Consider the following 26,282-nt stretch of genomic DNA (forward strand, 5'->3'; position numbering starts at 1 on the left):
AAGAGGCATGACCATGCTAAACTCCGCCAACATAAACAAAGCTCCCGAAGGCAGCGATGCGCAGGCACGCATCGTCCTTGGTGAACGCGTTTATGAACTAGATGAACGGGGCGCAGCGATCATTGAGGACGTAGTACAAGCTCTGGAAAAGGGCTCTATAGTCCAGTTCTCGACGGTATCTGACAACATGCCAATCGAAGAGGCAGCTCAAGAACTTGGAATCACTCCCTTTGCGATGGCAAATCTTCTCGATGAAGGTGTCATTGCAGATGTTTTTGAAGGGGACGTACGTCGCGTGTCCAGAAGCTCTATGCAGGCCTTTATAGATGACACTCCGCGAAGGCGTAGGGAAGGCATTAAGGCCTTTAGGGAGACCCATGATCCAGCAGATGATCAATTAGAGGGTTTCGTCTCGACCCGATGAAGCCCCGAATCTTTCTTGCGGGTAACCCCGTTCGAAGGCCATCCACCCAGCGTTCTTTTTCGTGCTACCCCTCCACCGCCTGTGCATACAGCTCAAACAAATGTTTCACGATCGCCGCTTCCCGCTCCGCATCCGGCAGATCCGAAAAGTCCACCGCATACGCCGCCTCCACCGCCGCATCTAACCGCTGATGCGCCGCCGTCAACTGCGGGTACAACCAGTCATTATCGGGATCGTACAGGTCCGCAAGGGTCGCCCCCTCATACTCCGCCCGGGCATCCAACACTTCCTGCGCATGCTTTTCGACGTCCCCCTTCCGCCCCTCATCCAGTCCCGGGAAGAAAAATGTTGTAGACCACGCTCGAGCGGAAACATCCTTAATCGAAAGCGAAAGGGTAATCATAGTGTTAAGCAATCCTTCACGTCGCATTTTTAATTGCCCGCAATAACAGCGACTTCCACCTTCACACCTCGTGACTCCAGGGAGTCGGCTTGCTTAATTAAGTTAACTTTCGAAAAGGTAAATAAATCATCTGGACCTCCAAGCTTGCCTTGCCGTCTATGCAGTGCCAACACGACGTGGGTGCCCTTAATTGTCAGACTACTTGTGAATCAGTTTTGAGGAGGATTCATGAGTACGAAAGTTCATTGTCCGGCAGATAGGTTTAGCCCTGAGCAGCGTCGTGAGATTGCGTTGAGATATGTGGCCTTGAAGAAGGGCCGCAAGGGTGCCTACGCCGAAAGTTTGGGTGTCTCAACAGCGACGATCCGCTCGTGGGTGGCAGCCTGTGCCGATGGTGATCTCGACAAAGGCTTGATTCCACGTCAGACTGGAAAGATGACGAAGAAGGATGTTGCTGAGATCACCCGGCTGAAAAAACTCTTGGACTGTTAGGAACGGGGGTTTTGAAGTGGTGTGGTGATGGTTGTGAAGCACCGCAGTGACGGTTGTGATGCGGGGGTAGTTGTCACTGCGGTGGCGGGGGTGGGCCTTACTGTGGTATACGCATGTTTGGCCCGTCGAGGTTGATGATTTCAGCGTTGCCGATTATTCGGTTCATCAGTGATTCGGCGACGACTTTATCGGGGATGGATTCATACCAGTGTTCGGGTGTGAACTGGGATGTGATCAGGGTTGATCCTTTGTGTTCTCTGGCTGCGATGATGTTAAACAACGCGTTGGCGGTGTCGCCTGAAATGGGTGTGGTCAGAAAATCATCAAGTACCAAAAGGTCGGTGGCTGTGAGTTTATCTGTCAGTTCTAGGCGTTTCGGGTCGGTGTGTCTAACCCCCACCATGAAAAATCCGGGTCAGGACTGCCGTAGAGGCCAAACAGCAAGGCGGTCATGCACCCCACTCTACCGGTAGAAAAAGAGTGATGGCGCGACCCAGGTTGAACCAGGTGGCGCCACCATGTACGCGCAATGTTTACAGGAAGTTGAAGTGGTCCGCCAACCACGCGACATTAACTACTGTGTTCACCAGGTAAGCCAGGTCCACCAGTGCAGAAGAAAGTGCGAACATAATTGCTCCTTATAGTGTCATGATCTTTTCAGTACGGACAACGAAATTTTACACCACACGTTTCAAGTACGCCGGCTAATCGTTGATTCTCGATCGGATCTTGTGTGAAAGCCAGCACTAAACCTGGGCTCTGAGTGCGCTGAGCCCTTGAGTGTGGAGATCACACTGTGGAGATAAGCGCGTCGTACACGATTACAGCTGCAACACGCCACGGTTGCGTCTTTTAGTGTGGTGTATCTAGATCCTGCGGTGTGCGGCGTGCCGGTGTAGATGACGGCGGCCATCGCAGGTACCTTTCAAATCAACTCCTACATCTTCTCGAAAGGATAAACACTGCGATGACCGCTAGCCCTCATCATATCGACCCGACGGCGTATCTTGAAGAATGGCTTACTCAAGCTTCCCCGGACTTGATGCGCGATATGCTGACGAAATTCATTATCCAAATACTGTCTGCCCCGGCTGACACGATCTTTGGGGCGGAGTATGCCACCGTCTCAGCAGAGCGCGTCAATTCCCGTAATGGGTACCGTCACCGCCAATTCGATACCAGGGTTGGCAGCATCGATGTGGCGATCCTGAAGCTGCGTACCGGGTCCTTCTTCCCCGACTGGCTGCTAGTGTAGGGTCCTGTATATAGGTTTGTGGTGTGGTAGTTTTGGTGTATGTCACATGCTGTTGCCGCGCTTGAGGTTACTGAACAGCAACGTCAGGGTTTAGAAGAAATCGCGTCATCTCCGTCTCGTCCGTATCGGGAGGTGATTCGTGCCAAAGCCTTGCTTGCTGCCTGTGATGGGGTGGCTAGTCTTGAGATTGCCAGGCGGTGTGATGTTTCGGCGGTCACTGTTAGGGCGTGGTGTCGGCATTTCCAGCAGCACGGTTTAAATAACTTCGGTGCGGTAGCACATCGTTAAAGAGTAATTTGAAGAACAATTGCCGCGCAACGTACTCGAATGGACCCACTCTCGCATCATGTTTAGCAACCGCTGAAGTGTATTGGGGTGTCGTCCGCGGCGCTCATATGTTCAGTTCATGCGCATAGCGAGTAAGGGGTGCGTAATGAGGTATATTCCACTCGCTACAAACGCGACAGGAATCCTGGGTGGTGTCCTGCTGTCGTGGTTTGCGTTGAGCGTTGATGCACCTTTGAATGCGGTCGACTACCTGGCACTCTTGCCGCTAGTGTAGAGTCCTTTAATTGTGTTTCTGGTTAGTGGTGGATTCAAGGGTGGTGCGTGCGCGGTTGATTGTGGCCAGGATGGTTTCTGCGTCTTTAACCCAGGTAAAGGGTGTGGGGTTTATGTTGCGGTGGTTGATCCAGTCCATGATCTTGTGTTCGAGGTCGGCTACCGAGTGGAAGGCTTGATTGCGGATGACTTTGTCGGTCAGGATGCCGAAGAATCGTTCGACCTGGTTAAGCCATGATGACGAGGTGGGAGTGAAGTGGAAAACAAACCGTGGATGTTTATCGAGCCAGGCTTTGATGTTGGAGTGTTTGTGAGTGGCGTAGTTATCTAACACGATATGAACACCGAGTTCGTCTGGCACTGTGGCATCAATCTGGCGGAGGAAGGTGAGAAATTCCTGGTTACGGTGTCGTTTGGTGGTCTGTGCGATCACTTTTCCGGTGGCGGTATCTAGTGCTGCAAACAGGGTGGAGGTGCCGTGTCGTTTGTAGTCATGGGTCATTGTTCCTGCACGTCCCGGTTTTAATGGTAGTGATGGTTGTGTGCGATCTAAGGCTTGGATAGAGGATTTTTCATCCACACACAACACGACAGCTTTTTCTGGGGGATTAAGATAAAGACCTACGATATCGACGAGTTTCTCTGTAAACTCCGGGTCGTTCGACAGTTTAAATATATCGGTACGATGCGGTGTAATACCTAAGGATTTCCAGATCTTCGCCACTGTTGACTTACTCATCCCGCAGGCAGCGGCCATGGTTCGCACACTCCACCGGCTATCACCACCCGGTGGTTCTGAGTTAAACAGCATCTCCAGCATGGAGATATAGTCCTCGTTACTATAGGTCGGTTTCCGTCCCCGACCAGGTGCTACCGCACCGAAGTTATTTAAACCGTGCTGCTGGAAATGCCGACGCCACGCCCTAACAGTGACCGCCGAGACATCACACCGCCTGGCAATCTCAAGATTAGCCACCCCATCACAGGCAGCAAGCAAGGCTTTGGCACGAATCACCTCCCGGTATGGACGAGACGGAGATGACGCGATTTCTTCTAAAGCCTGACGTTGCTGTTCAGTAACCTCAAGCGCGGCAGCAGCATGTGACATACACCAAAACTACCACACCACAAACCTATTTACAGGACCCTACACTAGCGTTCTATCTTCTGCTCGCTGTTGTTGGTATCGTGTGTGCTTTTAAAGTGCCAGGTGTACGTGTCGAGAGTTTCCTCTACTCGACTTTTATGACACTTAACCTCGCCGTCATCGGCTCGTTCTACATCTTTACTGACCCCACAACGATTAACGTTTTTGGATTCCTAGCTATTGTGATTGGACTTCTTGGCGCGCCTGCAGTGTTCATATCCCGTAGCACTGAGACAAACTAAGCTAAAGGCTTTTAGGATACGGAATTGACGGAGCCTGTTGGGGTTACCCGCGACCTGCCCACGTGGCCGCGAACTCCTCCGCCGCCCGGCGGCGCTCATTATCCGTCGAAGCACTCATGTCCAACATCCTAGCCACCCGCTGTGCACAGCTTTTGCTTTACGACGGCTTCCCCCCCTCAGCACAGGCCACGCACAGCGCAGAAAAACACCCGGGCACTTCCGTGTAAGGAGTGGCCGGGTGCTTCTCTTGAACCGGAGTCGAGTGGTTCAAGCTTTAGTGGTCGACTGGCTTTTCCACACCGACGCCCGTTAGCGAGCGAACTTCCATCTCGGATGCGAGGTGATCCAAATTATCAGGCTTGCCAACGTAGGTACCAATGATGCCTGCCAAAAAGCCCAGCGGAATGGAGATGATACCCGGGCTGGTCAGCGGGAAGATGGACCAGTCAGCACCGGGGAACATCGAGGTGTCAGCACCGGAGACTGCTGGCGAAAGGAAGATCAGCACCAGAGCGGAGATTAAGCCGGTGTACATGGAAGCCACAGCACCGGTGGTGTTAAACCTACGCCAGTACAGGGAGAACAGGATGGTTGGCAGGTTCGCAGACGCCGCGATTGCGAAGGCCAAGGAGACCAAGAAGGCCACATTCTGCTGCATTGCCAGGATGCCCAGGATAATCGAGACCACGCCGATCACAACCACGGTGATACGTGAGACTCGGACCTGCTCGGCCTCGGAGGACTGTCCGTCGCGAAGCACTGCGTCGTAGATATCGTGTGCAACGGAAGCAGAGGCGGTAATCGCAAGGCCCGCCACCACGGCCAGCACCGTTGCAAACGCCACCGCGGAGATCAGCGCCATAAAGATCGAGCCACCGAGTTCGAACGCCAGCAGCGGTGCCGCCGCGTTCGCACCACCAGGGGCAGCGAGGATCCGGTCTGGGCCAACAAGACCTCCAGCTGCGTAGCCAAGCACCAAGGTCATCAGGTAGAACGCGCCAATTAAGACAATTGCCCACGTCACAGACTTACGGGCCTCAGTAGCGGTAGGAACCGTGTAAAAGCGCATCAAAACGTGCGGCAAACCAGCGGTACCAAGCACCAGAGACAGTCCCAAAGAGACGAAGTCCAGCTGCTGGGTCGCGCTGCCACCATACTTCAACCCCGGCTTCAAAATGTCCGCTGCCTCATACCCCTGCTGCTTGATGTACTCGGACGCGGCATGGGTATTGATTGCAGAGTCGAACAATGCCCCGAAACCACCCCTGACGGCCACGAAAACCAACACAGTCATGATGGCAACGCCACCGACCAACAGCACAGCCTTGATCATCTGAACATAGGTGGTGCCTTTCATGCCGCCGATCAAAACGTAAGCGATCATGATGACACCGACAATGGCAACACAGATTGCCTGGGCGGTGAAGCTGTGAAGGTTCAGCAAAACGGACACCAGTGAACCTGCACCGGCCATCTGCGCGATCAAGTAGAACAGAGACACGAACAAAGTGCCAAAGGCAGCAGCCACACGAACTGGCTTCTGCTTTAAGCGGAACGACAACACGTCCGCCATGGTGAATCGGCCAACATTACGCAGTGGCTCCGCAACCAAAAGCAGCGCGACGAGCCACGCAACGAAAAACCCGATGGAATACAGGAAACCGTCATAACCATTCAGGGCGATGGCACCGACGATACCAAGGAAGGATGCCGCCGACAGGTAGTCACCTGCGATCGCCAGGCCATTTTGAGTTCCGGTAAATGTTGCACCACCAGTGTAGAAGTCAGAAGCTTCCTTGGTGGTCTTGCCAGCCCTAGATACAACTGCGAGGGTAACGATGATGAAGACCGCGAAAACCGCGATATTCAGGATGGGGTTACCGGCAGAAGCTGCCTCGGCTTCTTGTGCGAGGTGAACAACGTTCACGGTATTAACGGTGCTCATTGTTTAGCCCTCCATTTCTTCACGGATCGCGGCCGCCTGCGGCTCAATATTCTTGTTGGCATACACCACGTAAATCCAGGTGATCAGGAAGGTGGTGAAAAACTGGGCCAGGCCCAGCCACAGGCCTATGTTCAGGCCGAGGAACGGCTGCGCCATCGCATCTGGGAAGTAGGTGGCAACGAGCACGTAAAAAAGGAACCACACGAAAAACAGCACAGACACCGGGAAGGTGAACTGGCGGTAGGTTCGACGCAGCTTTTGAAACTGCGGACTTTTCTGCATGGCAATGAATTCTTCAGAGGTGGGTTCCCTTCGGGACACACCTGCTGCCGGTGGATTTGTCACAATCGACTCCTTATATCTTGTGAAATCTCTAAACTTCACTATCCAAGAAAGTTACATGGCTCACATTGCAAGGTCGATCAAATTGACTCGCTAACCGGTAATTAACTAAATTAGCTACCCCCATACAGCCTCATTACCAGCAGATTCTTTAGGTATTACATTCCCCCGGAAGCCCAAACACGCCCTCTTTGCAAAGTTTGCGAAGCTGGCTGTGGCGTGGGGCACACATTTCACATCTATGACAAATCACCAGGGAAGGTGCGTGGATCATGAGAAAGGCGCTCCCCCTCGATTCGGGAAAGAATTCCCATCTCCTCCCTCGTCAAACGAAAACCCACCGCCCCCATGTTCTCTTCCAATCGCTCCGGGTTCGCCGTTTTAGGAATCACAGAAATGCCCTGCTGCAAGAGATAGTTCAAAACAACTTGAGCACTCGTCCTCTCATGGCGCGCAGCAATTGCCTTAACGTCAGCATTGTTCAGCACGGTGCCGCGTGCCAGCGGTGCCCAAGCCTCGGTGACAATCCCTTTGTTTTCGTGGTACGCGCGCAGCTCATCTTGCATAAAGCCGACATGGAGCTCCACCTGGTTCACAACGGGCGTGATACCCGTGTGTTCGATCAGCGCATCTAACACTTCCTCATAGAAATTAGCTACACCGAGCGACTGCAACTGCCCCATCCCCTGCAGTCGAGCCATGTCCTCAAACGCCTGCACATACAGGCCACGCTGCGCCCACGGCCAATGAATCATGTACAGGTCCAAGAACTCCAGCCCCAACTTCCGCAACGACTCCTGGTAGGATTCCCCTACCTTGTCCTGTTGGTCATTCCACAGCTTCGTTGTAATGAACAAATCCTCACGAGTGACATCACCGGACTTAATCGCATCCCGGACCGCTTTACCTACCGCTTCTTCATTCCCGTAGAACGATGCGGTGTCAATATGGCGGTACCCCAATTCGATAGCATGACGCACCAGTTTTTCAGTGTCGTCGTCGACAAGCTTGTAGGTACCCAAGCCCAGCTGAGGCATTTCGTAACCGTCATTGAGTTGCAAAGTTGGAATCTGAGGGAGTGTCATGCCCCCTATTCTGCCAAGAAAAACGCCCGCGCGTTGCAAGTCGCAAGTCAATGCAAGGCACGGGCGAATCGTCGATACGCAAGAACTACTTCGCGTCGAGCAGGTCAATCACGAAGATCAACGTGCGGCCAGACAACGGGTGGCCACCTCCTGCAGCTCCGTACGCCTTCTCCGGAGGGATGATCAACTGCCGGCGTCCACCCACCCGCATCCCTGGGATACCTTCCTGCCAACCGGCAATCAGCCCAGTTAGTGGGAATTCACTGGTTGCTCCGCGGTCCCAGGAAGAGTCAAATTCCTCGCCGGTATCGTAGTCAACGCCAACATAGTGGACCTCGACCATTCCGCCGGCCCGGGCTTCTGCGCCCTCTCCTCTGACAAGGTCCTCGGTGACCAGCCCGGTCGGTGCTGGCCCCTGGGGGACGTCGATGGTGGGCTTTTCCATGGAAAATTCTCCTTGAGTGTGTACGACTTCGTGGCGCATATAAGAAATCCGCCATGAACGTTCGCTCCCCAGTATAGGGAATTGCAAAGTTCTTGGCGGAATCTAGCAATTAACTAGCAATTAACCTACGGCAGCAGGCTATGTACCTCTCAGTGCATTAGCGCTTCTCGCGAGGGACAAACTCGCGCTGTGTCGCACCAGTGTAGATCTGACGTGGGCGGTTGATCTTGGAGTTCATGTCCAACTGCTCGCGGTAGTGAGCAATCCAGCCTGGTAGGCGACCGATAGCGAACAAGACGGTGAAGAAGTCCGTCGGGAAGCCCATCGCACGGTAGATCAAACCGGTGTAGAAGTCTACGTTCGGGTACAGCTTGCGGGACACGAAGTAATCGTCGCTCAGCGCGATTTCTTCCAGCTTCATCGCCAGGTCCAGCATCGGGTCGCCACCGAGGTGGTCGATGATCTCGTGTGCGGTCTCCTTGACAATCGCCGCACGCGGATCGTAATTCTTATAAACGCGGTGGCCAAAGCCCATCAGCCGGACGCCCTTTTCCTTGTTCTTCACACGATTCATGAAGTCGGTAGCGTCACCACCGTTGTTGTTCTGGATGTCTTCAAGCATCTCTAGAACTGCCTGGTTTGCACCACCGTGCAGAGGACCAGACAAAGCGTTGATGCCACCTGCGATCGCAACGAACATATTCGCCTGTGCCGAACCGATCATGCGAACAGTCGAGGTGGAACAGTTCTGCTCGTGGTCAGCATGCAAGATCAGCAGCTTGTCCAGCGCCTTGACCACAATCGGGTCAACCTCGTATGGCTCAGTTGGGTAACCGAACATCATGCGCAAGAAGTTCTCGCGAGTATTCAGCGAGTTATCTGGGTACATGTATGGGGACCCCTTGGATGCACGGTACGCGTACGCTGCCAGCATAGGGACCTTAGCCATCAGCCGGACAGTAGCCTTCTCCAGCTGCTCCTCATCCAGTGGATCCAGCTGATCCTGGTAGTAGGTCGACAAAATGTTCACCGACGATGCCAGAACAGACATCGGATGAGCGTTGCGTGGGAAGACATTGAACTGCGCCTTGAAATCCTCATCCAGAAGCGTGTGATGGCGGATTTCCATGTTGAAGTTATGCAGCTCATCCATCGTGGGCAGCTCACCGTTGATCAAGAGGTAAGCCACCTCGTTGAAGGTAGCGTTGTTAGCCAAGTCCGCAATGTCATAACCACGGTGGCGCAGGATGCCCTCGTCGCCATCAATGTAAGTGATCTTCGATTCAGTCGAACCGGTGGACACATAGCCAGGGTCGAAGGTGACCAGGCCGGTCTCCTTCAACATGTTGCCGAGGACAACGCCGTCGTTTCCCTCGGTGGCCTTCATAATGTCCATTTCGTACTCTTGACCGCCTGGGAGGTGGAGTACTGCCTTGTCGTTTTCAGATGCCACTGTGAACCTTTCCACGTAACCCGTCGGGCCTTGCCGGTATTGATCGAGGCCTGTTTATTAAGCGACGCTAGCACTTTTCCGGCACGCGTCTCCGGCTTTAATATCCAGTTTAGAATCCAGCATTTTCCCATCACTGCTAAATCAGTAAAGATTCTTGTGGTGAGAATTCACTTAAGGTTCCGTTAGTCGATGCTATTGCTCCTGCACGAACTCCATCGAGCTCCATCGAGCACATAGAACCAGCCCCCACCTTATCAGTTTTTGTGACTAGGGCGACAAACTGTAGGCAATTTCACCCAGTTCACGCAATACCCCCATCCGGGCGTAGTTGGCACTTCAGAAACAACGAGAGGCCACCCCTACTGGGGCTAAAGTGTTCAATAGTCATGCCCCGATTCAACCGAATGAACTAGAAAGATTTATATCGATGACCGATTACCCCACGCTACCCGCCGAACTGCTGCCTTCCGACGGGCGCTTTGGCTGCGGCCCCTCGAAAGTTCGCCCAGCGCAAATCGACGCGATCACAGCCGGAGCGACCGACATCATCGGCACCTCACACCGCCAGCCAGCAGTGAAAAACGTGGTCGGCGAGGTACGCGAAGGCCTCTCTGACTTGTTTAAACTGCCGGAAGGCTACGAGATTGTATTGTCACTAGGTGGTGCCACTGCATTCTGGGATGCGGCTACCTTCGGACTCATCGAGAAGAAATCTGCCCACCTATCCTTCGGCGAGTTTTCCTCCAAATTTGCCAAGGCTGCCAAGCAGGCACCATGGCTCGACGAGCCTGAGGTGATCGAGTCTGAAACCGGCGACGCCCCGTCGATAAGCGCCCTCGACGGCACCGACGCCGATGTGGTTGCCTGGGCACACAACGAAACCTCTACCGGCGCAATGGTCCCCATCCATCGCCCGAACACCAACGCACTGGTCACGATCGATGCAACCTCCGGTGCCGGCGGCCTTCCCGTCGATATATCGCAGGCGGACGTGTACTACTTCTCCCCACAGAAGTGCTTCGCTTCCGACGGTGGACTCTGGTTGGCAGCCATGAGTCCTGCTGCCATTGAGCGGATTGCCAAGATCAAAGCGTCCGGCCGCTTCATCCCTGCGTTCCTGGACCTGCAAACTGCGGTGGATAACTCCCGCAAGAACCAGACGTACAACACCCCGGCTGTGGCAACGCTGCTGATGCTGGCGAACCAGGTCACGTGGATGAACGACCACGGTGGCCTCGACGGCATGGTAGCCCGCACCACCCAATCCTCCTCCCTGCTGTACAAGTGGGCAGAGAACAACAGCGTCACCAGCCCCTACGTCGAAGACCCCGCAAAGCGTTCCCTCGTCGTAGGCACGATCGACTTCGCAGACTCCGTTGACGCAGCAGAGATTGCCAAAGCATTGCGTGCTAACGGAATCCTCGATACGGAACCGTACCGAAAGCTAGGCCGCAACCAGCTACGCATCGGCATGTTCCCTGCAACCTCCTCTGAAGACATTAAGCGCCTGACTAAGGCGATTGATTATTTGCTGGAGCAGGGAGTCGGTTCGAAGTAACCTGGCGCACACCCCACTTGGTCCACTGTTTTCCTTATATCGTGAGTTAGGCTTGTTAAAACAACGTTCTAAGGAGACACAATGCGCGAACTTTTTCCGGTTGATGCAGAATCAACGGATGAAATGTTGGTGCTGGCTTCCGACGACGGCGAGCGGTTCCGTGTACCGCGAGCCGTCGTTGCGTCTCGAGTCGCACCGGACACTTCCGCCGCGGATGGCTCGGATGGCTTAGGCCAACCTGAGCAGGACGCCGCGCCACAGGAGGCCTCCGACGAGGCTCTAGACGGGTCCGAGACTCCAGAATTCGATCGCCTTGCAGAAAACGCTCCCGAGGTGGAGCGCTCCCTGCCCCAGCCGGATCCGCTCTACGCCACTCCCCTGTCGCTGCGCCCATCTGAGATCCAAGCGCGCATCCGCGCCGGCGCATCTGCACAGGAGCTTGCCGACGAAATGGGCGTGGCTGTGTCACGCCTCGACGCCTATTCCCACCCTGTTCTCTTAGAGCGCGACCAAGTCGCCGAAGCTGCAAAGCAGTCCCACCCAGTGCGCGAAGACGGGCCGGCAAAACTCACGCTCTTTGAGATCTTGGCCACCGCATTCGCTGCTCGAGGCCACTCGCTGTCCGATGCCACCTGGGACGCAGTCCGCGAACCAGGCGACGACTGGGTAGTGCGCGTGGATTGGCGAGCAGGGTTAAGCGAGAACCGCGCCGAGTGGTCCTTCAAACGCAGCGGCCTTAGCGCTACTACCGAGGCCCGCAACGCAATCGCCGCCGACCTCACCGACCCTGATTTCCTCCAGCCGGTGCGCTCCCTCACTGCCGTAGGACAGCCTGACGATCAGTTCGATCGTGACGTTTCCGCCTCACAGCAGGAAGCGAGCACGCGTGACGACGAAACCTCCCCCGACGACCGTGGGCCTGACACGCGTGAAGACGTGTTTGAGGGCGAGTTCTTAAAGCACCCAGAACCGACCCAAGCACCACAACGCCGTAAGCGCAAGGCTGTCACCCCCCACTGGGAGGACGTCCTGTTAGGGGTACGGACCAACACCAAGCGTCCTCGCAAATAACCGCACAGCACTATGTTCTCGAGTGAGAGAAGCCGAAGGAATTCGAACCAGATGACGTTTCCAGCAGTAATTACCTTATGGTTTATAAACACTGACGACGTCGCCGGCGTTGTCACACGCGAGCCGAAAGCAGATCGTGGCTTTGGCAGGAAATACCTGGCACAACTCAATCCCGCTTGGCCAATCACCCCGATCGGCCAGTTCCCCCTCAACCGCTCAGCCCGCCCATCACGCCACGAGTTCTACATCGCCGGATATCCAGGCGTAACTATTGTCCAGACGTTTCTAGGAAACGTCGAAAAGCTCTCTGAAACACCCGAGCACTTGCTTAATTCGGTCTCGGCACAACACGTGTACGTTTTCGCCCAAGGCACTGACAGTACCTTCGGAGGGTTCGCTCATTTCGAGGGCGCGGAACTCAAGCGGTCCCTGTGCGCCACACGCAACGAAGTATTTGAAGACATCGGATTACCGCAAGCTTTCGAGGCTCCGTATTGGGCAGGTAAAAAAGCAGAGCAGCTAGGTGGAATCGCGCTGCCGTTTGTCCCTTCGGAGCTGACCGAGGCCGCCCAAGAGGCATGGATGGGCATTGATGTCTCCCCCACCGGCCCGGACATCAACGTCGTGGCGTACGCCGTGGATGGTCGCCCGGAGCCAAAGATTGAGCCACGCACTCCGAAAACAAAGGGTGTCAACGAGACCGCCGCAAAGTTCACCGCCGCCAAAAGCGACTACGACGATTACGAAGAAGTCGACGACCAGCCCGAGGGCGACGAGTTTGCCCGGCTTGCCGACGCCTCCGTCGCTGCCGCGAAACGCATTGGTCGAGGTGTCGCTCGTCGCGCGAAGATCGCCAAGGACGCGCTCACAGAAAGAATCCGCCACTCAGACCGCTAGTTACGCCGGTTAGTTGTTCACGGCTAGTTTTCCCGGTCAGTTCTTCACAGTTAGTTCTTCACAGTTAGTTCTTCACAGTTAGTTCTTCACAGTTAGTTCTTCACGCGGATCCCCGCTCGCAGCCTCCTGCACCGGGGTCTAACTCAGTGCGCCGAGCCTTTCCTTCGGCTGAGGAGCCCTTCCTTCCCTCCTCCGGCGGGCGCGCCTGCGAGCCACCTTTCGCTTGCTTCTCGCTGTTTCTCACCCCGCTACTGGGGACGGTTCGAATTCCTCAGTTCGAACTCCTCAGTTCGAACTCCTCAGTTCGAACTCCTCGGTTCGAACTCCTCGGTTCGAATTCTACTCCCCTGGAAATTCTTTTCATTAAGGTTTAATCAGGTCATGGCGTTTTGTATTTTTAGTTGAAGGCTAAAGTGCGAACTTAGGACTGCGAACTTAGGACTGCGAACTTAGGACTGCGAACTCAGGACTGCGAACTCTGCTCACCCGTCGACCAATAATCATGCACGCACACAAGCCCCGACAGCCCCACAAACCCCGGCAGCCCCACAAACCCCGCTAACCTCCGCGAGTCCCTCGTTGCCGCTCGTAGAACGCGATCGCTGCCGATGTTGCCACGTTCAGCGAATCGGTGCCGGGCGCCATCGGGATCCGCGCCCGCACATCGGTGGCGCGCATCGCGTGTTCGGTCAGCCCTGGGCCTTCACCACCCACCAGCAGCGCAACCTTGTCCCAGGGTCGGCCGCGGTCGTCGATAAGCGCGTCGGCAATGTGTACGGCGTCGGGGTGCGGGGTCAGCGACACCAACCGAAAGCCAGCGTCGCGCAGTTGATTCAGCGAGCGCTGCCAGGTGGTATAGCTGCCGTCGAGACGGGTCCACGGGGTGCGCAGCACATGGCCCATCGACACGCGCACGCTGCGTCGATATAGCGGGTCAGCGGTCCCTGATCCAAGCAGTACACCTTCGATGTCCATGCCGGCAGCATTGCGGAAGATCGACCCAATATTTTCGTGGTCCCCGACTCCTTCGAGTACCACGAGTGTGCGCATGTCCAGCATGTCGCTTATCGACGATTCCTCCCCGCGGTCTGCCACAGCGAGCAGTCCTCGGTGCATGTCGAAGCCTGCGACCTTGGCCAAGGTTTCGCGGGATACTTCGTAGACGGGGCAGTTGACTAATTGCTCGTCGTGAAGCGTGGAAAGCTCTGCGAAGAAAGATTCGAGCTTGCCCCGAAAACCAATTATGCACCGCAACGGGTGCTTCGATTCCACGAGGCGGTCGGCGACGAGGGGGCCTTCGGCGATGACGAGGTGCTTCTCGTTGCGCTTGAGATCGCGGATGTCGTCGAGGCGTGGGTCGGTGGGATCGGTGATCAGTTGCGGTGCAGGAAAAGTCACAAGTGACTAGCTTAGCGCTGACATGATCGGGTCCATGCCGAAGTAGATCACAAACAGGGCGGAGATCAGCCACATAATCCAATGCACCTGCTTTGCTTTTCCGGCGAAGACGGCGGACAGGGTGAACATGATGAAGCCCACGCCGATGCCGTTGGCAATGGAGTAGGTAAATGGCATCACGGCGATGGTGAGAAACGCTGGCATGGCGATGGAGAATTTGGACCAGTCGATAGTGGTGACTTGAGCCATCATCATCGCACCGACGACAACAAGAACTGGGGCTGCGGCTTCGATGGGCACAATCTCGTACAGCGGGGTGAGGAACATGGCCAGCAGGAACAGGATGCCGGTGACCACGTTGGCCAGGCCGGTACGGGCCCCGTCGGCGATACCTGCCGACGAGTCGGCGTACACGGTGGCCGATGAAGAAGACCCGAGGCCACCTGCAACCGCGCCGAGGCCTTCCACGACTAGGGCGGACCTCAAGTTAGGCAGGTTGCCGTTTTCGTCGTTGAGCTGTGCCTGCGCACCGAGGCCATTCATGGTGCCCATCGCGTCGAAGAAGTTGGCCAGCACGAGGGTGAATACCAGCAGGGTTGCGGTGAGTACGCCGACCTGGGTGAATGCGCCGAAGATATCAACGTTGCCCACGATGGACAGGTCTGGGATGGACCCGAAGGAGTCTGGCAAGGTGGGAACAGCCAGGCCCCACCCTGCTGGGCCGGCATCGCCTGCGGAGGAGCCGGTGCCGGTTATTGCTTCGATGATCATTGCTATGACGGTGGTGATCACGATGGCCAAAAACAGGCCTCCTGGCACATTGCGGATGACCATGAACGCGCAGATGATCAAGCCGATGACAAACGTGAGGGTGGGCCAGGAGGCAATCGAGCCGTCGATTCCTAATCCGACGGGAACTGTGGTGTTCGCGGCATCCGGCAGGCGGGTGACAAGGCCACCGTTAACCAGGCCAATCATTGCGATGAACATGCCGATACCCACGGCCATTGCCGCCTTCATGGACTGCGGAATGGCCATGAATACGGCTTCGCGGAACCCGGAGATACCGAGCAGCACGATGATCATACCGTCGATGACCACCAGGCCCATGGCCTGCGCCCAGGTCAAGCCCTCGCCGCCAACCAAGGTGACGGCTACGAGCGTGTTGAGGCCCAGGCCCGCGGCGATACCGAATGGGTATTTGGCGATCACACCGAACAGGATGGTCATGACGCCGGCGACCAAGGCTGTGGCAGCAGCGACCTGCGGGATTCCCAGGACTGTGCCTTCATGGTCTGCGGATGTTCCCAGGATCAGTGGGTTGAGCAAAATGATGTAGGCCATCGCGAAGAAGGTCACTACACCTGCACGGATTTCGGTCCCTACCGTGGAACCGCGCTGCGTGATGTGGAAAAATTTATCGACTGCACTGAGCTGACTATCTTGGCGCCCGCTGGCATTGCTGGTTGATCCAATGTGACTCATGCTGAGCCGACCCCTTAACTAACTAGAAGGATTAAAGTCTTGAGTTTTCGCAGTTAGGGTTCCAGGTTTTTTAAGAATAACAAAATTGTGCGGGCTTGCTAGGGGGTGAAGCACCCCTTTTTGATTCCCCCCGCCTAGGCCCCGAGAGTATCGGCCTTTCTCCCGCCCGGTGTTGAATCTGGTCAGTTGCTAGAAACACTGAGATCAGTGCTAGCTTAATGGGTGGCCAATGTTTTGTTTCATGCGTCCACTACCACTTAAAGGGGGCATGCTCGCTCATGGAAGTGTTTACTTTTGTTGTCCGAGATGGGTCCGTGATCGATTTTTCTCGTTACATAGCGGTGCTTCGTGAACATGGAGTGAGCCCCACTGGTATCAACCAGTTGCGCGTGCGTCTCTCACAGGTGTACGGCACTCGCCGTGCAATCGTCGAGGTGGCTAATGGTACGGCGTCGCTGTCGCTGCGCCCCCTGCCTGCCCGCCCGATGGAGATCACCGTCGATTCTGCAGGTGTCTTAGATCAGCGTCGCGATCCACTCATCCGCAGTGGCGCCGACCTCGGGTGGCAGCAGGGCCTTTTCTCGCGCACGCGTGCCGACGAGGGCATGCTTGTCGACGACAAAGGGTTGATTATCTCCTCGTTTATGTCGCCGTTTCTCATGATGAAAGATGGTGTTGTCTACGCTTCTGCCCACCCGCGCACCACCGCTTCGATTGCTACTGATGGTGTGCTCGACCTGTTGGTGTCGGAGGGCGTGGAGGTGCGCTGGTTGGAGCAGGGGTTCCGGCGCGATCACCTGATGTCTCACGAAACATGGAGCATTAACGGCGTCTACGGTGCCCGTCTGGTCACCGGCTGGTTGGAATACGGTGGCGTGGTTCCTGCCCGTACGGGGATTGATCGGATGGGGATTCCCACGCACCGAGAAGTAAATGAGATGCGCGAGCTGCGCTACGAAATCGTGTAGCGTCGGCTCTGCTCGTGTCCGCAGCCCTGCTCGGGGCCGCGCACACGAGCCCGGCTAGAAGATGGGGCGTTCATCGTCGTAAAGCTTTTCGGCTTCATCGATTCCGGTTTCTTCAACCGTGGTGTCTGAATGTGCGCCACATCCATAGGAGGACGCGACGACCCTGCCGTCAGCCGAGTATTCATTGGTGCAAGCTCCGAAGATATCTCCTACCGGCTGGCCCATCGGCACGTAGAAGGCGCAGGTTGCGCAGCGCAAGGCGGCTTTTTCGGCGAAGTCGCTGGTTGGTCCGAACTCTCCGGTGCGCCACCGTTGTTTGGCATCTTTTAGGCCGGTGGTGGTTAGGTATTTCTTTGTTTCGCGACCGGTGAAGGTGACGGCGTCGCGGGCGAAGGAATCGGCGGTGAGTCGCTCGTCGTCAGGTGCGGGCGCGATGATGTCGCCGGGGCCCAAGTCACCGGGGCGCAGGCGGTCAGAATATGGGACCCATTCCGGTGCTTGTAGCGCTTGGCCTTCGGGGGCGGGCACGAGTGCGACCTCGTTGACTGTGACGTAGCGTGAACCGGCGGCGCAGGCAACCACGGCGTTCCATTCCCAGCCTGGATAGCCAGGGACGTCGGCGTGGAAGCGGTGGACTGCTACGTTGTGGGCAAGCCCAGTGGTGCCGATGTGGTCACCGATTTCTTCGCCGTCGGCAACGTCCACGAGTGCTTCTCGCGCCACAGAGATGGCTTTGGGCGTGAGCAGCGGGTTGGATTTATTGCGATTGTTGGGGTGGTACACAACCCTATTATGGCTGAGGCCCTGGCATGATGGGTGCATGGGTCGAATCATGGATCAATTCAACATTCAGCAGCTTTATCCAGCTCTGTCAGCACGCTTCGCTGTGCTGGCGTCTGTCGGCCTGGGGTTGGGTCTGGTGGGGTGCGCTGGCGGTGCTGATTCAACAAGCGCGGATCCTCCTAGCGCTGAGCAGCTGACCGTCCAGGTCCACGAGGTGTACCCGTTTGATGCGACTTCGTTTACTCAAGGGCTTGAGCTTGACGACGATTTGACGTTGCTGGTGGGAACCGGGATGGAGGGTGAGTCCCGGATTTATCGCACTACTTTAGAGGGCCTGGAGTTGGATAGCGCTGAATTGAATCCGGAGTACTTTGGCGAGGGAATCACGCGTTACGACGACCACATTTGGCAACTTACCTGGCAAGACGGTGTGGCTATTAAGCGCGATGCTGACACTCTTGAGGAGATTGATCGCACCTCGATTACTGGGCAGGGGTGGGGGCTTTGTTCACGCCAGGATGAGATCGTGTTTTCTGATGGCACATCGCAGCTGCGTCGCATGGACCCCGAGACGCTGGCCGAGCGCGAGCGATTCGAGGTAACCCTTAACGGCGACCCGGTTGCTGGGTTGAATGAATTGGAATGTGTCGGGGGTGAGATTTATGCCAATATCTTCACCGAGACCACTATCGTGCGTATCGACGCCACAACCGGCGAGGTCACCGGCGTGATCGATGCGTCTGGCCTGGACAATAACGCCACCCCGGATCCGAACCATGTGCTCAATGGCATTGCCCACATTCCGGGTACTGATCGATTTTTGCTTGCGGGGAAGCGCTGGCCAGACCTGTACGAGGTCTCCTTCGTGCCTGGGGGTGCCGCGGGCTAGACTGATCCACCATGGGTTCTACTCAAGTGTCTAAAAAGGCGAAAGCGCAGTCACTGAAGACAGTCGCGATCATCGCGGTGCTGGTGGTGCTGCTGGTCGGTGCGGTTTATGGCTTCATGCAGTGGCAAGGCAGCCGCCCAGCGACGGACCCGCACGAGGTGACTGTGACAGCGACAATTGGCGACAATGTTGTAGAGACTACTCCCTATATGGTGTGCGAGCCTGGTGTGGAATGCCCCGAAAATGAGGTTCCCACAATCACCGTCACTCCTGATGACACGGTGCGCATCGAGGTGCCGGAGGATATCTATGACCATGACTGGCAACTGCTGTCCATTTATGATGATCCTGGGGCTAATGACCAGCAGCTTCATGGCCCCTACGATGCTGATAGCGTTGATATCCCGGTGTCCGCCGCCCCCGTCGGCGATTCCACCGAGAACCCCCAGTTGGTCGTGGTCGAGGTGTCATCCATCATGATCGGCCGCGATGATGCAGGCGAAGAATCCCCGTATATGACCACGTGGTCTTTCGCTTTCGAGCAGTAACGCCCGTACACCCTGTTTTTCTGCGGGGTGCCGACGAAGGCGTGACCCTGCTACGCGTCGAGTTCCTTTGCGACGGCCCGCAGAATTTCAGCTACCTGGCGGGCTTCTTTCCGCTCCGGGTAGCGCCCCTTTGCCAGCACTGGCTGAACTTGGGTCTCGATGACAGTCATAACGTCCATCAACATGGAGCTCAATTCTTCTGGCTTGCGGCGGTGCACGGGGCGGCGGCGTGGGGTGTCGAGAATTTCGATCCGCAGCGCCTGCGGCCCACGACGGCCGGCAGCGAAATCGAACTGGATGCGCTGGCCGGGAACCAGTTCCTCGACTCCGTCGGGAAGCACGCTCTTCGAAATGTAGACGTCTTCCTCACCCGGGTTCGATGCAAAGCCGAATCCTTTATCGGCGTCGTACCACCTAACTTTTCCTACTGGCACGATCATCACCACTTTCTTGACTCTTGCGACGCTAAAGTAAAGTCTCTATCTTACTCTGGGCCGTACACATTACTCCACCGCGCGCGTGTCGACGCACACCCCAACCATTCTTAATTGGTACAAATGTGAAGAATGTTACCACAGTATGACGTAAATCACACCAGCTAAAAAATCCCCTGAACTGCTAAGACTTTTCGGATGATCGTCGATAAGCCATAAAATGGTCACAAATCGTGTTGTTAACGTGACTCAATCGTTATAAACCGATACAGTACTCGGCAGGCCTTTAACGAAGGCAACAAACTTCATCAGGACACGGATGGGAAGCCCACCGCACCACCGCTTCCGGCGGGGTGCACCGCATCACACACCGAGATAATCGGCATGATGTTGGGGTGACGCTAAACAGCTTCCGGGCCGGGCCTTCCTTAAGGCTCAGCCCAAAGCCGACAGCTGGCCCCGAAGGCGCACAATGAGAGGAAAGATTTTTTACATGGGACGCCACTCACGCAAGACCACCGCACCACAGACCAAGGTGCTTGCAAGCACCGCCGCAGCGGTGACCGCTGCGACTTTATTCGCACCACCCGCAAACGCTGCTCCAGACTCTGACTGGGACCGCCTAGCTCAGTGCGAAGCTGGTGGCAACTGGCACATCAATACCGGCAACGGTTACCACGGCGGCCTGCAGTTCTCCCGTTCCACCTGGTTGGCATACGGTGGCGGGGAGTTCGCTCCAACCGCAGACAAGGCAACCCGTGAGCAGCAGATCTACGTTGCAGAGAAGACCCTGGCCGGCCAGGGTTGGGGCGCTTGGCCAGCATGTTCCTCACGCCTTGGGCTGGACTCCGCACCGAACACCAATCGCCCACATCCAAACGCACCAAAGCCAGCTCCAGCACCTGCCCCGGCACCTGTTGCTGCCCCGGCACCAGTGCAGCAGGTTCGTGAGGAATCCCCTTCCGACGAGGCTGCAGTTGACGCACTGTACGCCTTGGTGCGCGACAACCTGGCACAGTACGGCTTGACCATCCCAGCTGAGGTCACCGCCTACTACAACGCCAACCGTTCTGATTTCAATGCGTTCTATAACGCCAATCGCACCGTCATCGACGCGGCGGTTGTCGGTGATGTGCAGCAGGCCCTCAAGGCCCTACAGATCCAGGCTCCTGCACTGCCACAAATCTAAAACCTGCAGCAAGGTAGCACTAACGGAATCGCAAAACACCCTGCACGACGTACGTGCAGGGTGTTTTTTGACGTTCTGGGGCCGCAGCCTCACCTCTAGCGGTTTACCCGGGTGTATGCGTGGACGTAACCAAGCTCCTCGACGGGGCGAGGCAAAACCAAGTCATCACCGAATGGGCTCGATGCACCCGCCAGTTTGGACGAGATCTCGGTCACTGGGTGGCCGTTTCCTGGGGTGTCCACCGGCCATGCTGGGTTAATCTTCGCGATATTCTTGTTAGCCATACCCTCATTGTGCCAAAGAGCAGCCCGAAAAGTAACTCAACCGGGGGAATGAAGGTAAGGATGGTACAGAGGGCGGGCACAGTATCATGGCGAACATCATGAACGCTTCCTCCACCTTCCCCGATTTCCGCACGTCAATTGCACAAATGAGCGATGACGAGCTGGCCGAGCTCCTCCGCGCACGCCCAGATACATCCTTTCCATTACCCCCAGGTGTGAACTCGTTGACCGCGCGTCTAGTGCTGCCAGGCTCGATCTCCCGCGCGGTGCGCACGTTGACGGCGCTGGAGATCGCCGTTCTAGAGGTGGCCGGTGACCTGGGCGCGGAGCTAGAGCCCGTGGATATCGAGGCGATTGTGGACCGCGTTCCGGTCAACTCCGCCTTGGCCGAGGAGGCTGTGGCGCGGCTTCGTGCGGCGGGACTGATGTTCGGCACTGCTGGCCACGTGCGGGTGACACCCGGCGCGCTCGGCGCGTTACCCGCAGGGTGGCGGATGCAAGACACCGCGCCGGACAAGGTTGATGAGCTGGTGGCGGGGCTTGACCGCCAGCAGCGCGCGGTGTTGGAGACTTTGGCCGCGTCCGGCTCCGTCGGTACCACCCGCGACGCGGCTATTGACGCTGATCCATCCCGTCCGGTTCCTCGTTTGTTAGCATCCGGCCTGCTGGTCCGCGTTAATTCCACTACAGTGCGGTTACCTCGCCCGGTCCGCGATGCGCTGCGTGGTCAGACCTCCCCGGCATATCCTCTTGCCCCGTCTCCGCGCATGTCACTCGAGCCGACCCCTAACCCGCGTGTCGACGCCGCCGCCACCGCTGCGGGCTTGGAGGCCACGCGGACGATGCGCCGCCTCATTGCTACGCTGGGCCGTTCCCCGGTTGCTCTGAATAAGGACGGTTCGGTTGGGGTGCGGGCGCTGGCGGGCCTGTCCAAAGAGCTTGGTGTCGAGGCGTGCTACGTGGCATTACTGGTCGCCGTGGGCGAATCCGCTGGCATCATCGGGCGCGGGCTTATCGACGATCACACCGACGGTCTCGCCCCTACTAAGGACGCTCCCGCCTGGGCTGATGCCCGTCTTGCCGATCAGTGGGCAATTATGTTGGCGGGTTGGTTAGCCTCACCCTGGCAGGTGGAGCAGTTGGACCAGGCCGATGAGAAGGGCAACCCGATTCGCTTGCTTTCCGGCGCCATGCATACGCCTGCTGCGCGCGGAATCCGTTCTCTCATTTTGACCCAGTTCACCCGTGTCGCGGGCCATGGCCTAAGCCGCGATGAGGCCGTCGAGGACCTCAGTTTCACTAGCCCCGTGGTGGCCTCGGGGATTTCCGGTGCGGTGTTTGACTCTGTGCTGAGCCAGGCATTTGTGGTGGGTGCGCTCGCGGAGGCTGCTACAAGCGACGCGACCGGCTGGTCCGCCAGTTCGGCCCTAGCCGCCTTGCTAGACGACGGCGGCGATGTCGCTGCGGCAACTGCCAATCTCGTGCCCGCGGAAGTATCAATAGTGATCCCCCAGGCCGACATGACTATTCTGGCCCCCGGCCCCCTCGCCCCAGAGTTACAGCGCGTCATCGAGTCATTCACCGAGCTTGAATCTTACGGTTTAGCCAGCGTGTTTCGGGTGACCGAGGCCTCCGTTCGCGCGGCTTTCGATGCGGGCCGCACACCGGACGAGCTTGTGGGGTGGCTGCACGAACACTCGCCTGGTGGAGTTCCACAACCGATGGAATTTCTTATCCGCGATGCCGCCCGCGGGTATGGTCAGCTGCAAGCAGGCGAGGCGATGAGTTACGTGCGCAGCGATGATCCGGCGTTGATCTCGCAGGCGGCGGCGTCGTTAAGCGATGTGCTCACGCTGATCGCTCCGCAAGCAGCTGTCTCAAGCCTTCCTCTGACCGCGCTGGTCTCCCGGCTGCGTAACGTCGGCCTCCATCCCACTGCGGAAGGTGCCGACGGGGCGACTCTTGCGATGGCCCCCGAGCCAGTTCTCGTCAGCGCGACGCCGTCGACTTTGCCGAAGAATACGCGTGTCGACGAGGCTCATATTGCAGCTGCTGTCGCCGCTATCCGGGCGGCAGACGCAGAAGGGGCCGACGATCCTGCAACGGCTCAAACCACAGAGAGCGCAGAGGCTGACCATGTCGCTGTACTTCAAGCAGCAGCCCGGGGCGGGAGGCCCGTAGCTATCGGTTACGTGAATAAGAATGGAAAGGGCCAGCAGATCACAGTGACACCTTTGTCGGTGTCTGCAGGCCAAGTTGATGCGATTAATGAGAAGACCGGGGCGGTTGTGCGCATAGCGCTACCCCGCGTCACCCGCGTTGTCCTGGAATAATGCTGTTATAGGCGCGCTCGCACTGCAGACCTGTTACATGGTTGTTACTCTGTTCGTGACTCCATTCGTTGAAACTTCAACAACTTTCAGTCGGACTGCAAAAAGGACGGTGGGCGGATGCCTGCGGCACGCGAAGAGAAGAAAGCAGAAACACGCGCTCGCCTCATGCGCGAAACCGTCAAACTTGTCCTCATACACGGCACCGAAGGCACCACTGTCGCCGATGTCGCCTCCGCAGTGGGAGTATCAGCACGGACGTTCCACAACTACTTCCCCTCCCGGGAAGCTGCGCTCGAAGAGTTCGTCACTATTCGCGCCGCCGCCTTCAAGGAAGAACTGGAAAAAGCTCCTGCCAACAACAGCCTGTTAGACACTGTCGAAGCGATCGTCCTCGATTCTTTCTGCGGCACCGACAACCACAGCGTGGACAATATCGTGTCCGCGTTCCGCATCAGCACCGCCCTCGAATCACTCCATGGTGCACGCACCTGCACCAAGTGCTTCCCCACGCTTGACAGCCCCGAAGCAACCATCGCACTCTACGGCCTCCTTGCCATCGCGTGGGCCGCCGTCGACGCTTACCAACAGCTCCCCGAACCCCGCGCCCCCGCCGACGGCGAGCAGCTACTACGCGACGCCTTCAACACCGCGCGCCGCCTCGCCAACGTCCACGTGTAACCCCGCGCCCAAAGCCTGACCCGCACCCAACTAGCGGAACTCATCGGCATCAACCCCAAACTATCGGCACACTCAAACGTGATGCACACTCCCCTCGTGTGAGGAGTTCTGGTTGCGGTAGGATGGACCTGGCCCTTGGTGGTGAACATGGGCTATCGCACTATTGCATAATCCGACGAATAGCCAACATTATGCGTGTGATAGTACAGACATGCGTCAGATTGGAACATGAATTGAAAGGGAGGTAACAATATGGTTGCTTTTATCACTGCTGCAACTGTTGCTGGCGGTATTCTGATTAGGAATCTCATTAATCCACCCAAGGCTTGGTGAGTTGTCTTTACGATAAGGCGGTAGGCTTAAACCTATCGCCTTACCTTAGTTATTCTTACGGCTGAGTTGTTATCAATGATCACTGGACTGCTTGGAGTTAACGGATCAGGAAAGACCACGCACCTTCGGTCGCTCCACAAAGATCGCCCTGGCCATTTTCTCCCCGACTACCCCACTATTCCTGTGGAGTTGAGTGCCTTGGAACTGCTCCATCGGATTGGGAAAATGTTGAAGCTTCCCGATGCTCACCAGCGCGCCCACCTATTGTGCGAGACTCTCCGGATTCACGGTGGAACAGACAAGGCTGTCTCTACGTACTCCGCCGGAAATTATAAAAAGACTGCCTTTGCCACATTATTGATTGACAAGCCCAAGTTCCTCTACCTCGACGAACCGTTTGAGACTGTTGATATCATTTCCAAGAAAACCATGCTCGACATTATTATTCAACTGAGTGAAGGTGGCGCTGACATCATCTTAACCACGCAAGATGTCGATCTATGTCAACAGTTTGACTACGTTAAAATTTTTTCCAAGCTGGAAATAGTGGCGGAAGGAAAACCAAGTACTGTTCTCGGGAAAAACCCTTTAAAGAGTTTTCTAGATCTCGCCGGTGCGCAATACCCCGCGATTTCCCTTAATTGGTTACGCTAATGCTGGCTACTCTTCTTCTGACTCGATACGGCAGGCACGCGGACAGCTTTGAACGGTTTGGGGAAATCATTTTTTCTGTCGCCATTGTCCTGTCGTCCCTGACCCCCTCATCAGCCTTAGTCTGGTTCACCGCGGCCCTTGGTACTGGTGTTATTACTTTACAAACCTTGGAGGCAAGCTGGGAGCAGTGGGCACTACCGCCCATCGCCGCCCCACCGCGGGTCACATCCCGTAGCTTTATTTCGTCAAGCCTGCTCAGCGGGCCTTTCGTCGTCACGCTCCTCGTTGCTGTTTTTAAAGTAAATCTACTAGCACCGTTCTTCGCTTTTCTTACAGCCGTAGCTCTCACTACAGTTTACCCCTACACCCGTTGCCGTCGAACTGGCAGTCACCGCCGCATTCGCCCAGTATTTGAAGGCGCTGCAGCATTCATAGAATTCAATGCGCGCCGGATGCGCTTCCCATCGACCGAGGTAGTTTTAGCGTTTTTGTTTCCCGTGATCGGTGTCGCATTCACCGGTGTTTTCGCCCCTGCCCCATGGGCACTTTTCGGGGTGACCGTCAGCCTTCTTATTAGAGTCACATATCGCGAGCGAGGTGACCTTCCCGGGAAAACAACTCGGCTGATTGTTAGGCTGCCCGAATTTCTTACTTATCTTCCGAAGATTGTCATGTCGGTGATGTGTCTCGTTGTGGGTGTTGTGCTGCTGGGGGATTGCGCCCCTCTTTTTGCTTGGGTTCTCGCAGCATCCCTCACGGCCTTTCTCGCCTGCTATGGTTCCGTTACTCCGTACGAGCACGCTCCACTTCGCTTATCGACGATGCAGCCACGCCCAACGTTTCTCAAAGATGCTATCTCTCAGATTCTGGTTGTCACTACCTTTCTGGCCGTAACGCTGCTCGGATTACTGTAACCGGAGCCGGTACCCCGAATTTGGGCCCAGACGGCGGGTTGATGGGGCGCCGATGGTAATGTCCGTAATTGT

General features: G+C 56.5%; 29 protein-coding genes and 1 pseudogene. 16 read left to right on the forward strand and 14 right to left on the reverse strand.

Features of this window, described 5'->3' with window-relative positions:
- The first annotated feature begins 7 nt into the window (after positions 1 to 7).
- A complete protein-coding gene (locus tag CKV99_RS08060) occupies positions 8 to 424 on the forward strand; it encodes a hypothetical protein (protein WP_143063436.1) in 417 nt (138 codons plus the stop codon).
- A 64-nt stretch (positions 425 to 488) separates the two neighbouring features.
- Here CKV99_RS08060 and CKV99_RS08065 read toward each other — a convergent pair whose 3' ends face one another.
- Positions 489 to 827 (reverse strand): type IIL restriction-modification enzyme MmeI, encoded by a 339-nt coding sequence (locus tag CKV99_RS08065; RefSeq protein ID WP_092258776.1) that lies wholly within the window; start codon positions 825 to 827, stop codon positions 489 to 491.
- A 29-nt stretch (positions 828 to 856) separates the two neighbouring features.
- On the reverse strand, positions 857 to 1,000 hold the full coding sequence (locus CKV99_RS15110) for a DUF6119 family protein (RefSeq protein ID WP_353959366.1): 144 nt from the start codon (positions 998 to 1,000) through the stop codon (positions 857 to 859).
- Between the two features lie 55 nt (positions 1,001 to 1,055).
- Here CKV99_RS15110 and CKV99_RS08070 point away from each other — a divergent pair, with 55 nt between their 5' ends.
- On the forward strand, positions 1,056 to 1,319 hold the full coding sequence (locus CKV99_RS08070; RefSeq protein ID WP_092258778.1) for a transposase: 264 nt from the start codon (positions 1,056 to 1,058) through the stop codon (positions 1,317 to 1,319).
- Between the two features lie 97 nt (positions 1,320 to 1,416).
- On the opposite strand, the gene CKV99_RS08075 is transcribed toward CKV99_RS08070, so the two are convergent.
- Positions 1,417 to 1,722 (reverse strand): ATP-binding protein, encoded by a 306-nt coding sequence (locus CKV99_RS08075; RefSeq protein ID WP_092258781.1) that lies wholly within the window; start codon positions 1,720 to 1,722, stop codon positions 1,417 to 1,419.
- Positions 1,723 to 2,286: 564 nt separating this feature from the next.
- On the opposite strand from CKV99_RS08075, the pseudogene CKV99_RS08080 reads away from it, so the two are divergent.
- The 3 genes and pseudogenes from CKV99_RS08080 to CKV99_RS14975 form a co-directional block, all read left to right on the forward strand.
- Positions 2,287 to 2,568: pseudogene (locus CKV99_RS08080) on the forward strand (transposase); the annotation flags it as partial.
- A gap of 45 nt (positions 2,569 to 2,613) precedes the next feature.
- Positions 2,614 to 2,862 (forward strand): helix-turn-helix domain-containing protein, encoded by a 249-nt coding sequence (locus tag CKV99_RS08085; protein WP_092258784.1) that lies wholly within the window; start codon positions 2,614 to 2,616, stop codon positions 2,860 to 2,862.
- A gap of 145 nt (positions 2,863 to 3,007) precedes the next feature.
- On the forward strand, positions 3,008 to 3,136 hold the full coding sequence (locus CKV99_RS14975) for a hypothetical protein (protein ID WP_256232236.1): 129 nt from the start codon (positions 3,008 to 3,010) through the stop codon (positions 3,134 to 3,136).
- 6 nt (positions 3,137 to 3,142) lie between these two features.
- Here the strand turns inward: CKV99_RS14975 and CKV99_RS08090 are convergent, their stop codons facing one another.
- From CKV99_RS08090 to CKV99_RS08120, 6 genes are all read right to left on the reverse strand, one after another.
- Entirely contained in the window at positions 3,143 to 4,243 is a 1,101-nt protein-coding gene (locus tag CKV99_RS08090; RefSeq protein ID WP_095114704.1) for an IS630 family transposase, read from the reverse strand.
- 555 nt (positions 4,244 to 4,798) lie between these two features.
- Positions 4,799 to 6,469 carry a solute symporter family protein gene (locus tag CKV99_RS08100; RefSeq protein WP_092261032.1) on the reverse strand — a complete coding sequence of 557 codons (1,671 nt, stop codon included), beginning with the start codon at positions 6,467 to 6,469 and terminating at the stop codon, positions 4,799 to 4,801.
- 3 nt (positions 6,470 to 6,472) lie between these two features.
- A complete protein-coding gene (locus CKV99_RS08105) occupies positions 6,473 to 6,751 on the reverse strand; it encodes a DUF485 domain-containing protein (RefSeq protein ID WP_177178145.1) in 279 nt (92 codons plus the stop codon).
- 299 nt (positions 6,752 to 7,050) lie between these two features.
- On the reverse strand, positions 7,051 to 7,896 hold the full coding sequence (locus tag CKV99_RS08110) for an aldo/keto reductase (RefSeq protein WP_092261028.1): 846 nt from the start codon (positions 7,894 to 7,896) through the stop codon (positions 7,051 to 7,053).
- An 85-nt stretch (positions 7,897 to 7,981) separates the two neighbouring features.
- Complete coding sequence (locus CKV99_RS08115; RefSeq protein WP_092261026.1) at positions 7,982 to 8,341, reverse strand: FKBP-type peptidyl-prolyl cis-trans isomerase; 360 nt, start codon at positions 8,339 to 8,341, stop codon at positions 7,982 to 7,984.
- A gap of 157 nt (positions 8,342 to 8,498) precedes the next feature.
- Positions 8,499 to 9,794, reverse strand: a complete 1,296-nt coding sequence (locus CKV99_RS08120; protein WP_092261025.1) for a citrate synthase — start codon at positions 9,792 to 9,794, stop codon at positions 8,499 to 8,501.
- 427 nt (positions 9,795 to 10,221) lie between these two features.
- Between CKV99_RS08120 and serC the strand changes: the two genes are divergently transcribed.
- The 3 genes from serC to CKV99_RS08135 all read left to right on the forward strand — a co-directional run bounded on the left by serC (position 10,222) and on the right by CKV99_RS08135 (position 13,320).
- Positions 10,222 to 11,352, forward strand: coding sequence for a phosphoserine transaminase (serC, locus tag CKV99_RS08125; protein ID WP_092261024.1), 1,131 nt, complete (start codon positions 10,222 to 10,224; stop codon positions 11,350 to 11,352).
- Positions 11,353 to 11,433: 81 nt separating this feature from the next.
- Positions 11,434 to 12,423, forward strand: coding sequence for a septation protein SepH (gene sepH / locus CKV99_RS08130; RefSeq protein WP_092261023.1), 990 nt, complete (start codon positions 11,434 to 11,436; stop codon positions 12,421 to 12,423).
- A 51-nt stretch (positions 12,424 to 12,474) separates the two neighbouring features.
- Positions 12,475 to 13,320, forward strand: coding sequence for a DUF6928 family protein (locus CKV99_RS08135; RefSeq protein ID WP_092261022.1), 846 nt, complete (start codon positions 12,475 to 12,477; stop codon positions 13,318 to 13,320).
- 558 nt (positions 13,321 to 13,878) lie between these two features.
- On the opposite strand, the gene CKV99_RS08140 is transcribed toward CKV99_RS08135, so the two are convergent.
- Together CKV99_RS08140 and CKV99_RS08145 are read right to left on the reverse strand one after the other, a co-directional pair.
- Positions 13,879 to 14,718: a TrmH family RNA methyltransferase gene (locus tag CKV99_RS08140; RefSeq protein WP_092261021.1), complete on the reverse strand. Its 840-nt coding sequence runs from the start codon at positions 14,716 to 14,718 to the stop codon at positions 13,879 to 13,881.
- A gap of 6 nt (positions 14,719 to 14,724) precedes the next feature.
- Positions 14,725 to 16,203 carry an NCS2 family permease gene (locus tag CKV99_RS08145; RefSeq protein ID WP_092261020.1) on the reverse strand — a complete coding sequence of 493 codons (1,479 nt, stop codon included), beginning with the start codon at positions 16,201 to 16,203 and terminating at the stop codon, positions 14,725 to 14,727.
- 278 nt (positions 16,204 to 16,481) lie between these two features.
- Between CKV99_RS08145 and CKV99_RS08150 the strand changes: the two genes are divergently transcribed.
- Positions 16,482 to 17,171, forward strand: a complete 690-nt coding sequence (locus CKV99_RS08150; RefSeq protein ID WP_092261019.1) for a hypothetical protein — start codon at positions 16,482 to 16,484, stop codon at positions 17,169 to 17,171.
- Positions 17,172 to 17,225: 54 nt separating this feature from the next.
- Here CKV99_RS08150 and CKV99_RS08155 read toward each other — a convergent pair whose 3' ends face one another.
- The gene (locus CKV99_RS08155; protein WP_092261018.1) at positions 17,226 to 17,993 is read right to left on the reverse strand and encodes a DUF3027 domain-containing protein; all 768 of its coding nucleotides are present in this window, start codon (positions 17,991 to 17,993) and stop codon (positions 17,226 to 17,228) included.
- A 10-nt stretch (positions 17,994 to 18,003) separates the two neighbouring features.
- Here CKV99_RS08155 and CKV99_RS08160 point away from each other — a divergent pair, with 10 nt between their 5' ends.
- Positions 18,004 to 18,843, forward strand: a complete 840-nt coding sequence (locus CKV99_RS08160; protein WP_231909986.1) for a glutaminyl-peptide cyclotransferase — start codon at positions 18,004 to 18,006, stop codon at positions 18,841 to 18,843.
- An 11-nt stretch (positions 18,844 to 18,854) separates the two neighbouring features.
- Positions 18,855 to 19,391, forward strand: a complete 537-nt coding sequence (locus CKV99_RS08165; protein WP_092261016.1) for a DUF2771 domain-containing protein — start codon at positions 18,855 to 18,857, stop codon at positions 19,389 to 19,391.
- A gap of 50 nt (positions 19,392 to 19,441) precedes the next feature.
- Here CKV99_RS08165 and CKV99_RS08170 read toward each other — a convergent pair whose 3' ends face one another.
- Positions 19,442 to 19,825 carry a cold-shock protein gene (locus CKV99_RS08170; RefSeq protein ID WP_092261038.1) on the reverse strand — a complete coding sequence of 128 codons (384 nt, stop codon included), beginning with the start codon at positions 19,823 to 19,825 and terminating at the stop codon, positions 19,442 to 19,444.
- A gap of 493 nt (positions 19,826 to 20,318) precedes the next feature.
- On the opposite strand from CKV99_RS08170, the gene CKV99_RS08175 reads away from it, so the two are divergent.
- Positions 20,319 to 21,014 (forward strand): resuscitation-promoting factor Rpf1 domain-containing protein, encoded by a 696-nt coding sequence (locus tag CKV99_RS08175; protein WP_092261015.1) that lies wholly within the window; start codon positions 20,319 to 20,321, stop codon positions 21,012 to 21,014.
- Positions 21,015 to 21,109: 95 nt separating this feature from the next.
- Here CKV99_RS08175 and CKV99_RS08180 read toward each other — a convergent pair whose 3' ends face one another.
- Complete coding sequence (locus CKV99_RS08180) at positions 21,110 to 21,298, reverse strand: hypothetical protein (protein WP_092261013.1); 189 nt, start codon at positions 21,296 to 21,298, stop codon at positions 21,110 to 21,112.
- Between the two features lie 86 nt (positions 21,299 to 21,384).
- Between CKV99_RS08180 and CKV99_RS08185 the strand changes: the two genes are divergently transcribed.
- The 4 genes from CKV99_RS08185 (at position 21,385) to CKV99_RS08200 (ending at position 26,210) form a co-directional block, all read left to right on the forward strand.
- On the forward strand, positions 21,385 to 23,631 hold the full coding sequence (locus tag CKV99_RS08185; protein WP_231909987.1) for a helicase-associated domain-containing protein: 2,247 nt from the start codon (positions 21,385 to 21,387) through the stop codon (positions 23,629 to 23,631).
- A 117-nt stretch (positions 23,632 to 23,748) separates the two neighbouring features.
- Positions 23,749 to 24,309, forward strand: coding sequence for a TetR/AcrR family transcriptional regulator (locus CKV99_RS08190; RefSeq protein ID WP_092261011.1), 561 nt, complete (start codon positions 23,749 to 23,751; stop codon positions 24,307 to 24,309).
- A gap of 408 nt (positions 24,310 to 24,717) precedes the next feature.
- Positions 24,718 to 25,296: an ATP-binding cassette domain-containing protein gene (locus CKV99_RS08195; RefSeq protein ID WP_092261009.1), complete on the forward strand. Its 579-nt coding sequence runs from the start codon at positions 24,718 to 24,720 to the stop codon at positions 25,294 to 25,296.
- Entirely contained in the window at positions 25,296 to 26,210 is a 915-nt protein-coding gene (locus CKV99_RS08200) for a hypothetical protein (RefSeq protein WP_092261007.1), read from the forward strand. Before CKV99_RS08195 ends, CKV99_RS08200 begins: the two co-directional genes overlap by 1 nt.
- Positions 26,211 to 26,282: the final 72 nt, after the last annotated feature.

Origin of the sequence: Corynebacterium cystitidis (assembly GCF_900187295.1) — a bacterium.
GTDB classification, from domain to species: domain Bacteria; phylum Actinomycetota; class Actinomycetes; order Mycobacteriales; family Mycobacteriaceae; genus Corynebacterium; species Corynebacterium cystitidis.

What these genes read in the sequence shown, in the direction of transcription:
- sepH (WP_092261023.1), top strand. Translation starts at nt 11,434, where the DNA reads ATGCGCGAACTTTTTCCGGTTGATGCAGAATCAACGGATGAAATGTTG.
- CKV99_RS08200 (WP_092261007.1), top strand. Translation starts at nt 25,296, where the DNA reads ATGCTGGCTACTCTTCTTCTGACTCGATACGGCAGGCACGCGGACAGC.
- CKV99_RS08115 (WP_092261026.1), bottom strand. Translation starts at nt 8,341, where the DNA reads ATGGAAAAGCCCACCATCGACGTCCCCCAGGGGCCAGCACCGACCGGG.
- CKV99_RS08090 (WP_095114704.1), bottom strand. Translation starts at nt 4,243, where the DNA reads ATGTCACATGCTGCTGCCGCGCTTGAGGTTACTGAACAGCAACGTCAG.
- serC (WP_092261024.1), top strand. Translation starts at nt 10,222, where the DNA reads ATGACCGATTACCCCACGCTACCCGCCGAACTGCTGCCTTCCGACGGG.
- CKV99_RS08110 (WP_092261028.1), bottom strand. Translation starts at nt 7,896, where the DNA reads ATGACACTCCCTCAGATTCCAACTTTGCAACTCAATGACGGTTACGAA.
- CKV99_RS08060 (WP_143063436.1), top strand. Translation starts at nt 8, where the DNA reads ATGACCATGCTAAACTCCGCCAACATAAACAAAGCTCCCGAAGGCAGC.
- CKV99_RS08100 (WP_092261032.1), bottom strand. Translation starts at nt 6,469, where the DNA reads ATGAGCACCGTTAATACCGTGAACGTTGTTCACCTCGCACAAGAAGCC.
- CKV99_RS08160 (WP_231909986.1), top strand. Translation starts at nt 18,004, where the DNA reads ATGGATCAATTCAACATTCAGCAGCTTTATCCAGCTCTGTCAGCACGC.
- CKV99_RS08105 (WP_177178145.1), bottom strand. Translation starts at nt 6,751, where the DNA reads ATGCAGAAAAGTCCGCAGTTTCAAAAGCTGCGTCGAACCTACCGCCAG.
- CKV99_RS08075 (WP_092258781.1), bottom strand. Translation starts at nt 1,722, where the DNA reads ATGGTGGGGGTTAGACACACCGACCCGAAACGCCTAGAACTGACAGAT.
- CKV99_RS08175 (WP_092261015.1), top strand. Translation starts at nt 20,319, where the DNA reads ATGGGACGCCACTCACGCAAGACCACCGCACCACAGACCAAGGTGCTT.
- CKV99_RS08180 (WP_092261013.1), bottom strand. Translation starts at nt 21,298, where the DNA reads ATGGCTAACAAGAATATCGCGAAGATTAACCCAGCATGGCCGGTGGAC.
- CKV99_RS14975 (WP_256232236.1), top strand. Translation starts at nt 3,008, where the DNA reads ATGAGGTATATTCCACTCGCTACAAACGCGACAGGAATCCTGGGTGGT.
- CKV99_RS08165 (WP_092261016.1), top strand. Translation starts at nt 18,855, where the DNA reads ATGGGTTCTACTCAAGTGTCTAAAAAGGCGAAAGCGCAGTCACTGAAG.
- CKV99_RS08195 (WP_092261009.1), top strand. Translation starts at nt 24,718, where the DNA reads ATGATCACTGGACTGCTTGGAGTTAACGGATCAGGAAAGACCACGCAC.
- CKV99_RS08155 (WP_092261018.1), bottom strand. Translation starts at nt 17,993, where the DNA reads ATGCACCCATCATGCCAGGGCCTCAGCCATAATAGGGTTGTGTACCAC.
- CKV99_RS08185 (WP_231909987.1), top strand. Translation starts at nt 21,385, where the DNA reads ATGGCGAACATCATGAACGCTTCCTCCACCTTCCCCGATTTCCGCACG.
- CKV99_RS08150 (WP_092261019.1), top strand. Translation starts at nt 16,482, where the DNA reads ATGGAAGTGTTTACTTTTGTTGTCCGAGATGGGTCCGTGATCGATTTT.
- CKV99_RS08070 (WP_092258778.1), top strand. Translation starts at nt 1,056, where the DNA reads ATGAGTACGAAAGTTCATTGTCCGGCAGATAGGTTTAGCCCTGAGCAG.
- CKV99_RS08145 (WP_092261020.1), bottom strand. Translation starts at nt 16,203, where the DNA reads ATGAGTCACATTGGATCAACCAGCAATGCCAGCGGGCGCCAAGATAGT.
- CKV99_RS08190 (WP_092261011.1), top strand. Translation starts at nt 23,749, where the DNA reads ATGCCTGCGGCACGCGAAGAGAAGAAAGCAGAAACACGCGCTCGCCTC.
- CKV99_RS08065 (WP_092258776.1), bottom strand. Translation starts at nt 827, where the DNA reads ATGATTACCCTTTCGCTTTCGATTAAGGATGTTTCCGCTCGAGCGTGG.
- CKV99_RS08085 (WP_092258784.1), top strand. Translation starts at nt 2,614, where the DNA reads ATGTCACATGCTGTTGCCGCGCTTGAGGTTACTGAACAGCAACGTCAG.
- CKV99_RS08135 (WP_092261022.1), top strand. Translation starts at nt 12,475, where the DNA reads ATGACGTTTCCAGCAGTAATTACCTTATGGTTTATAAACACTGACGAC.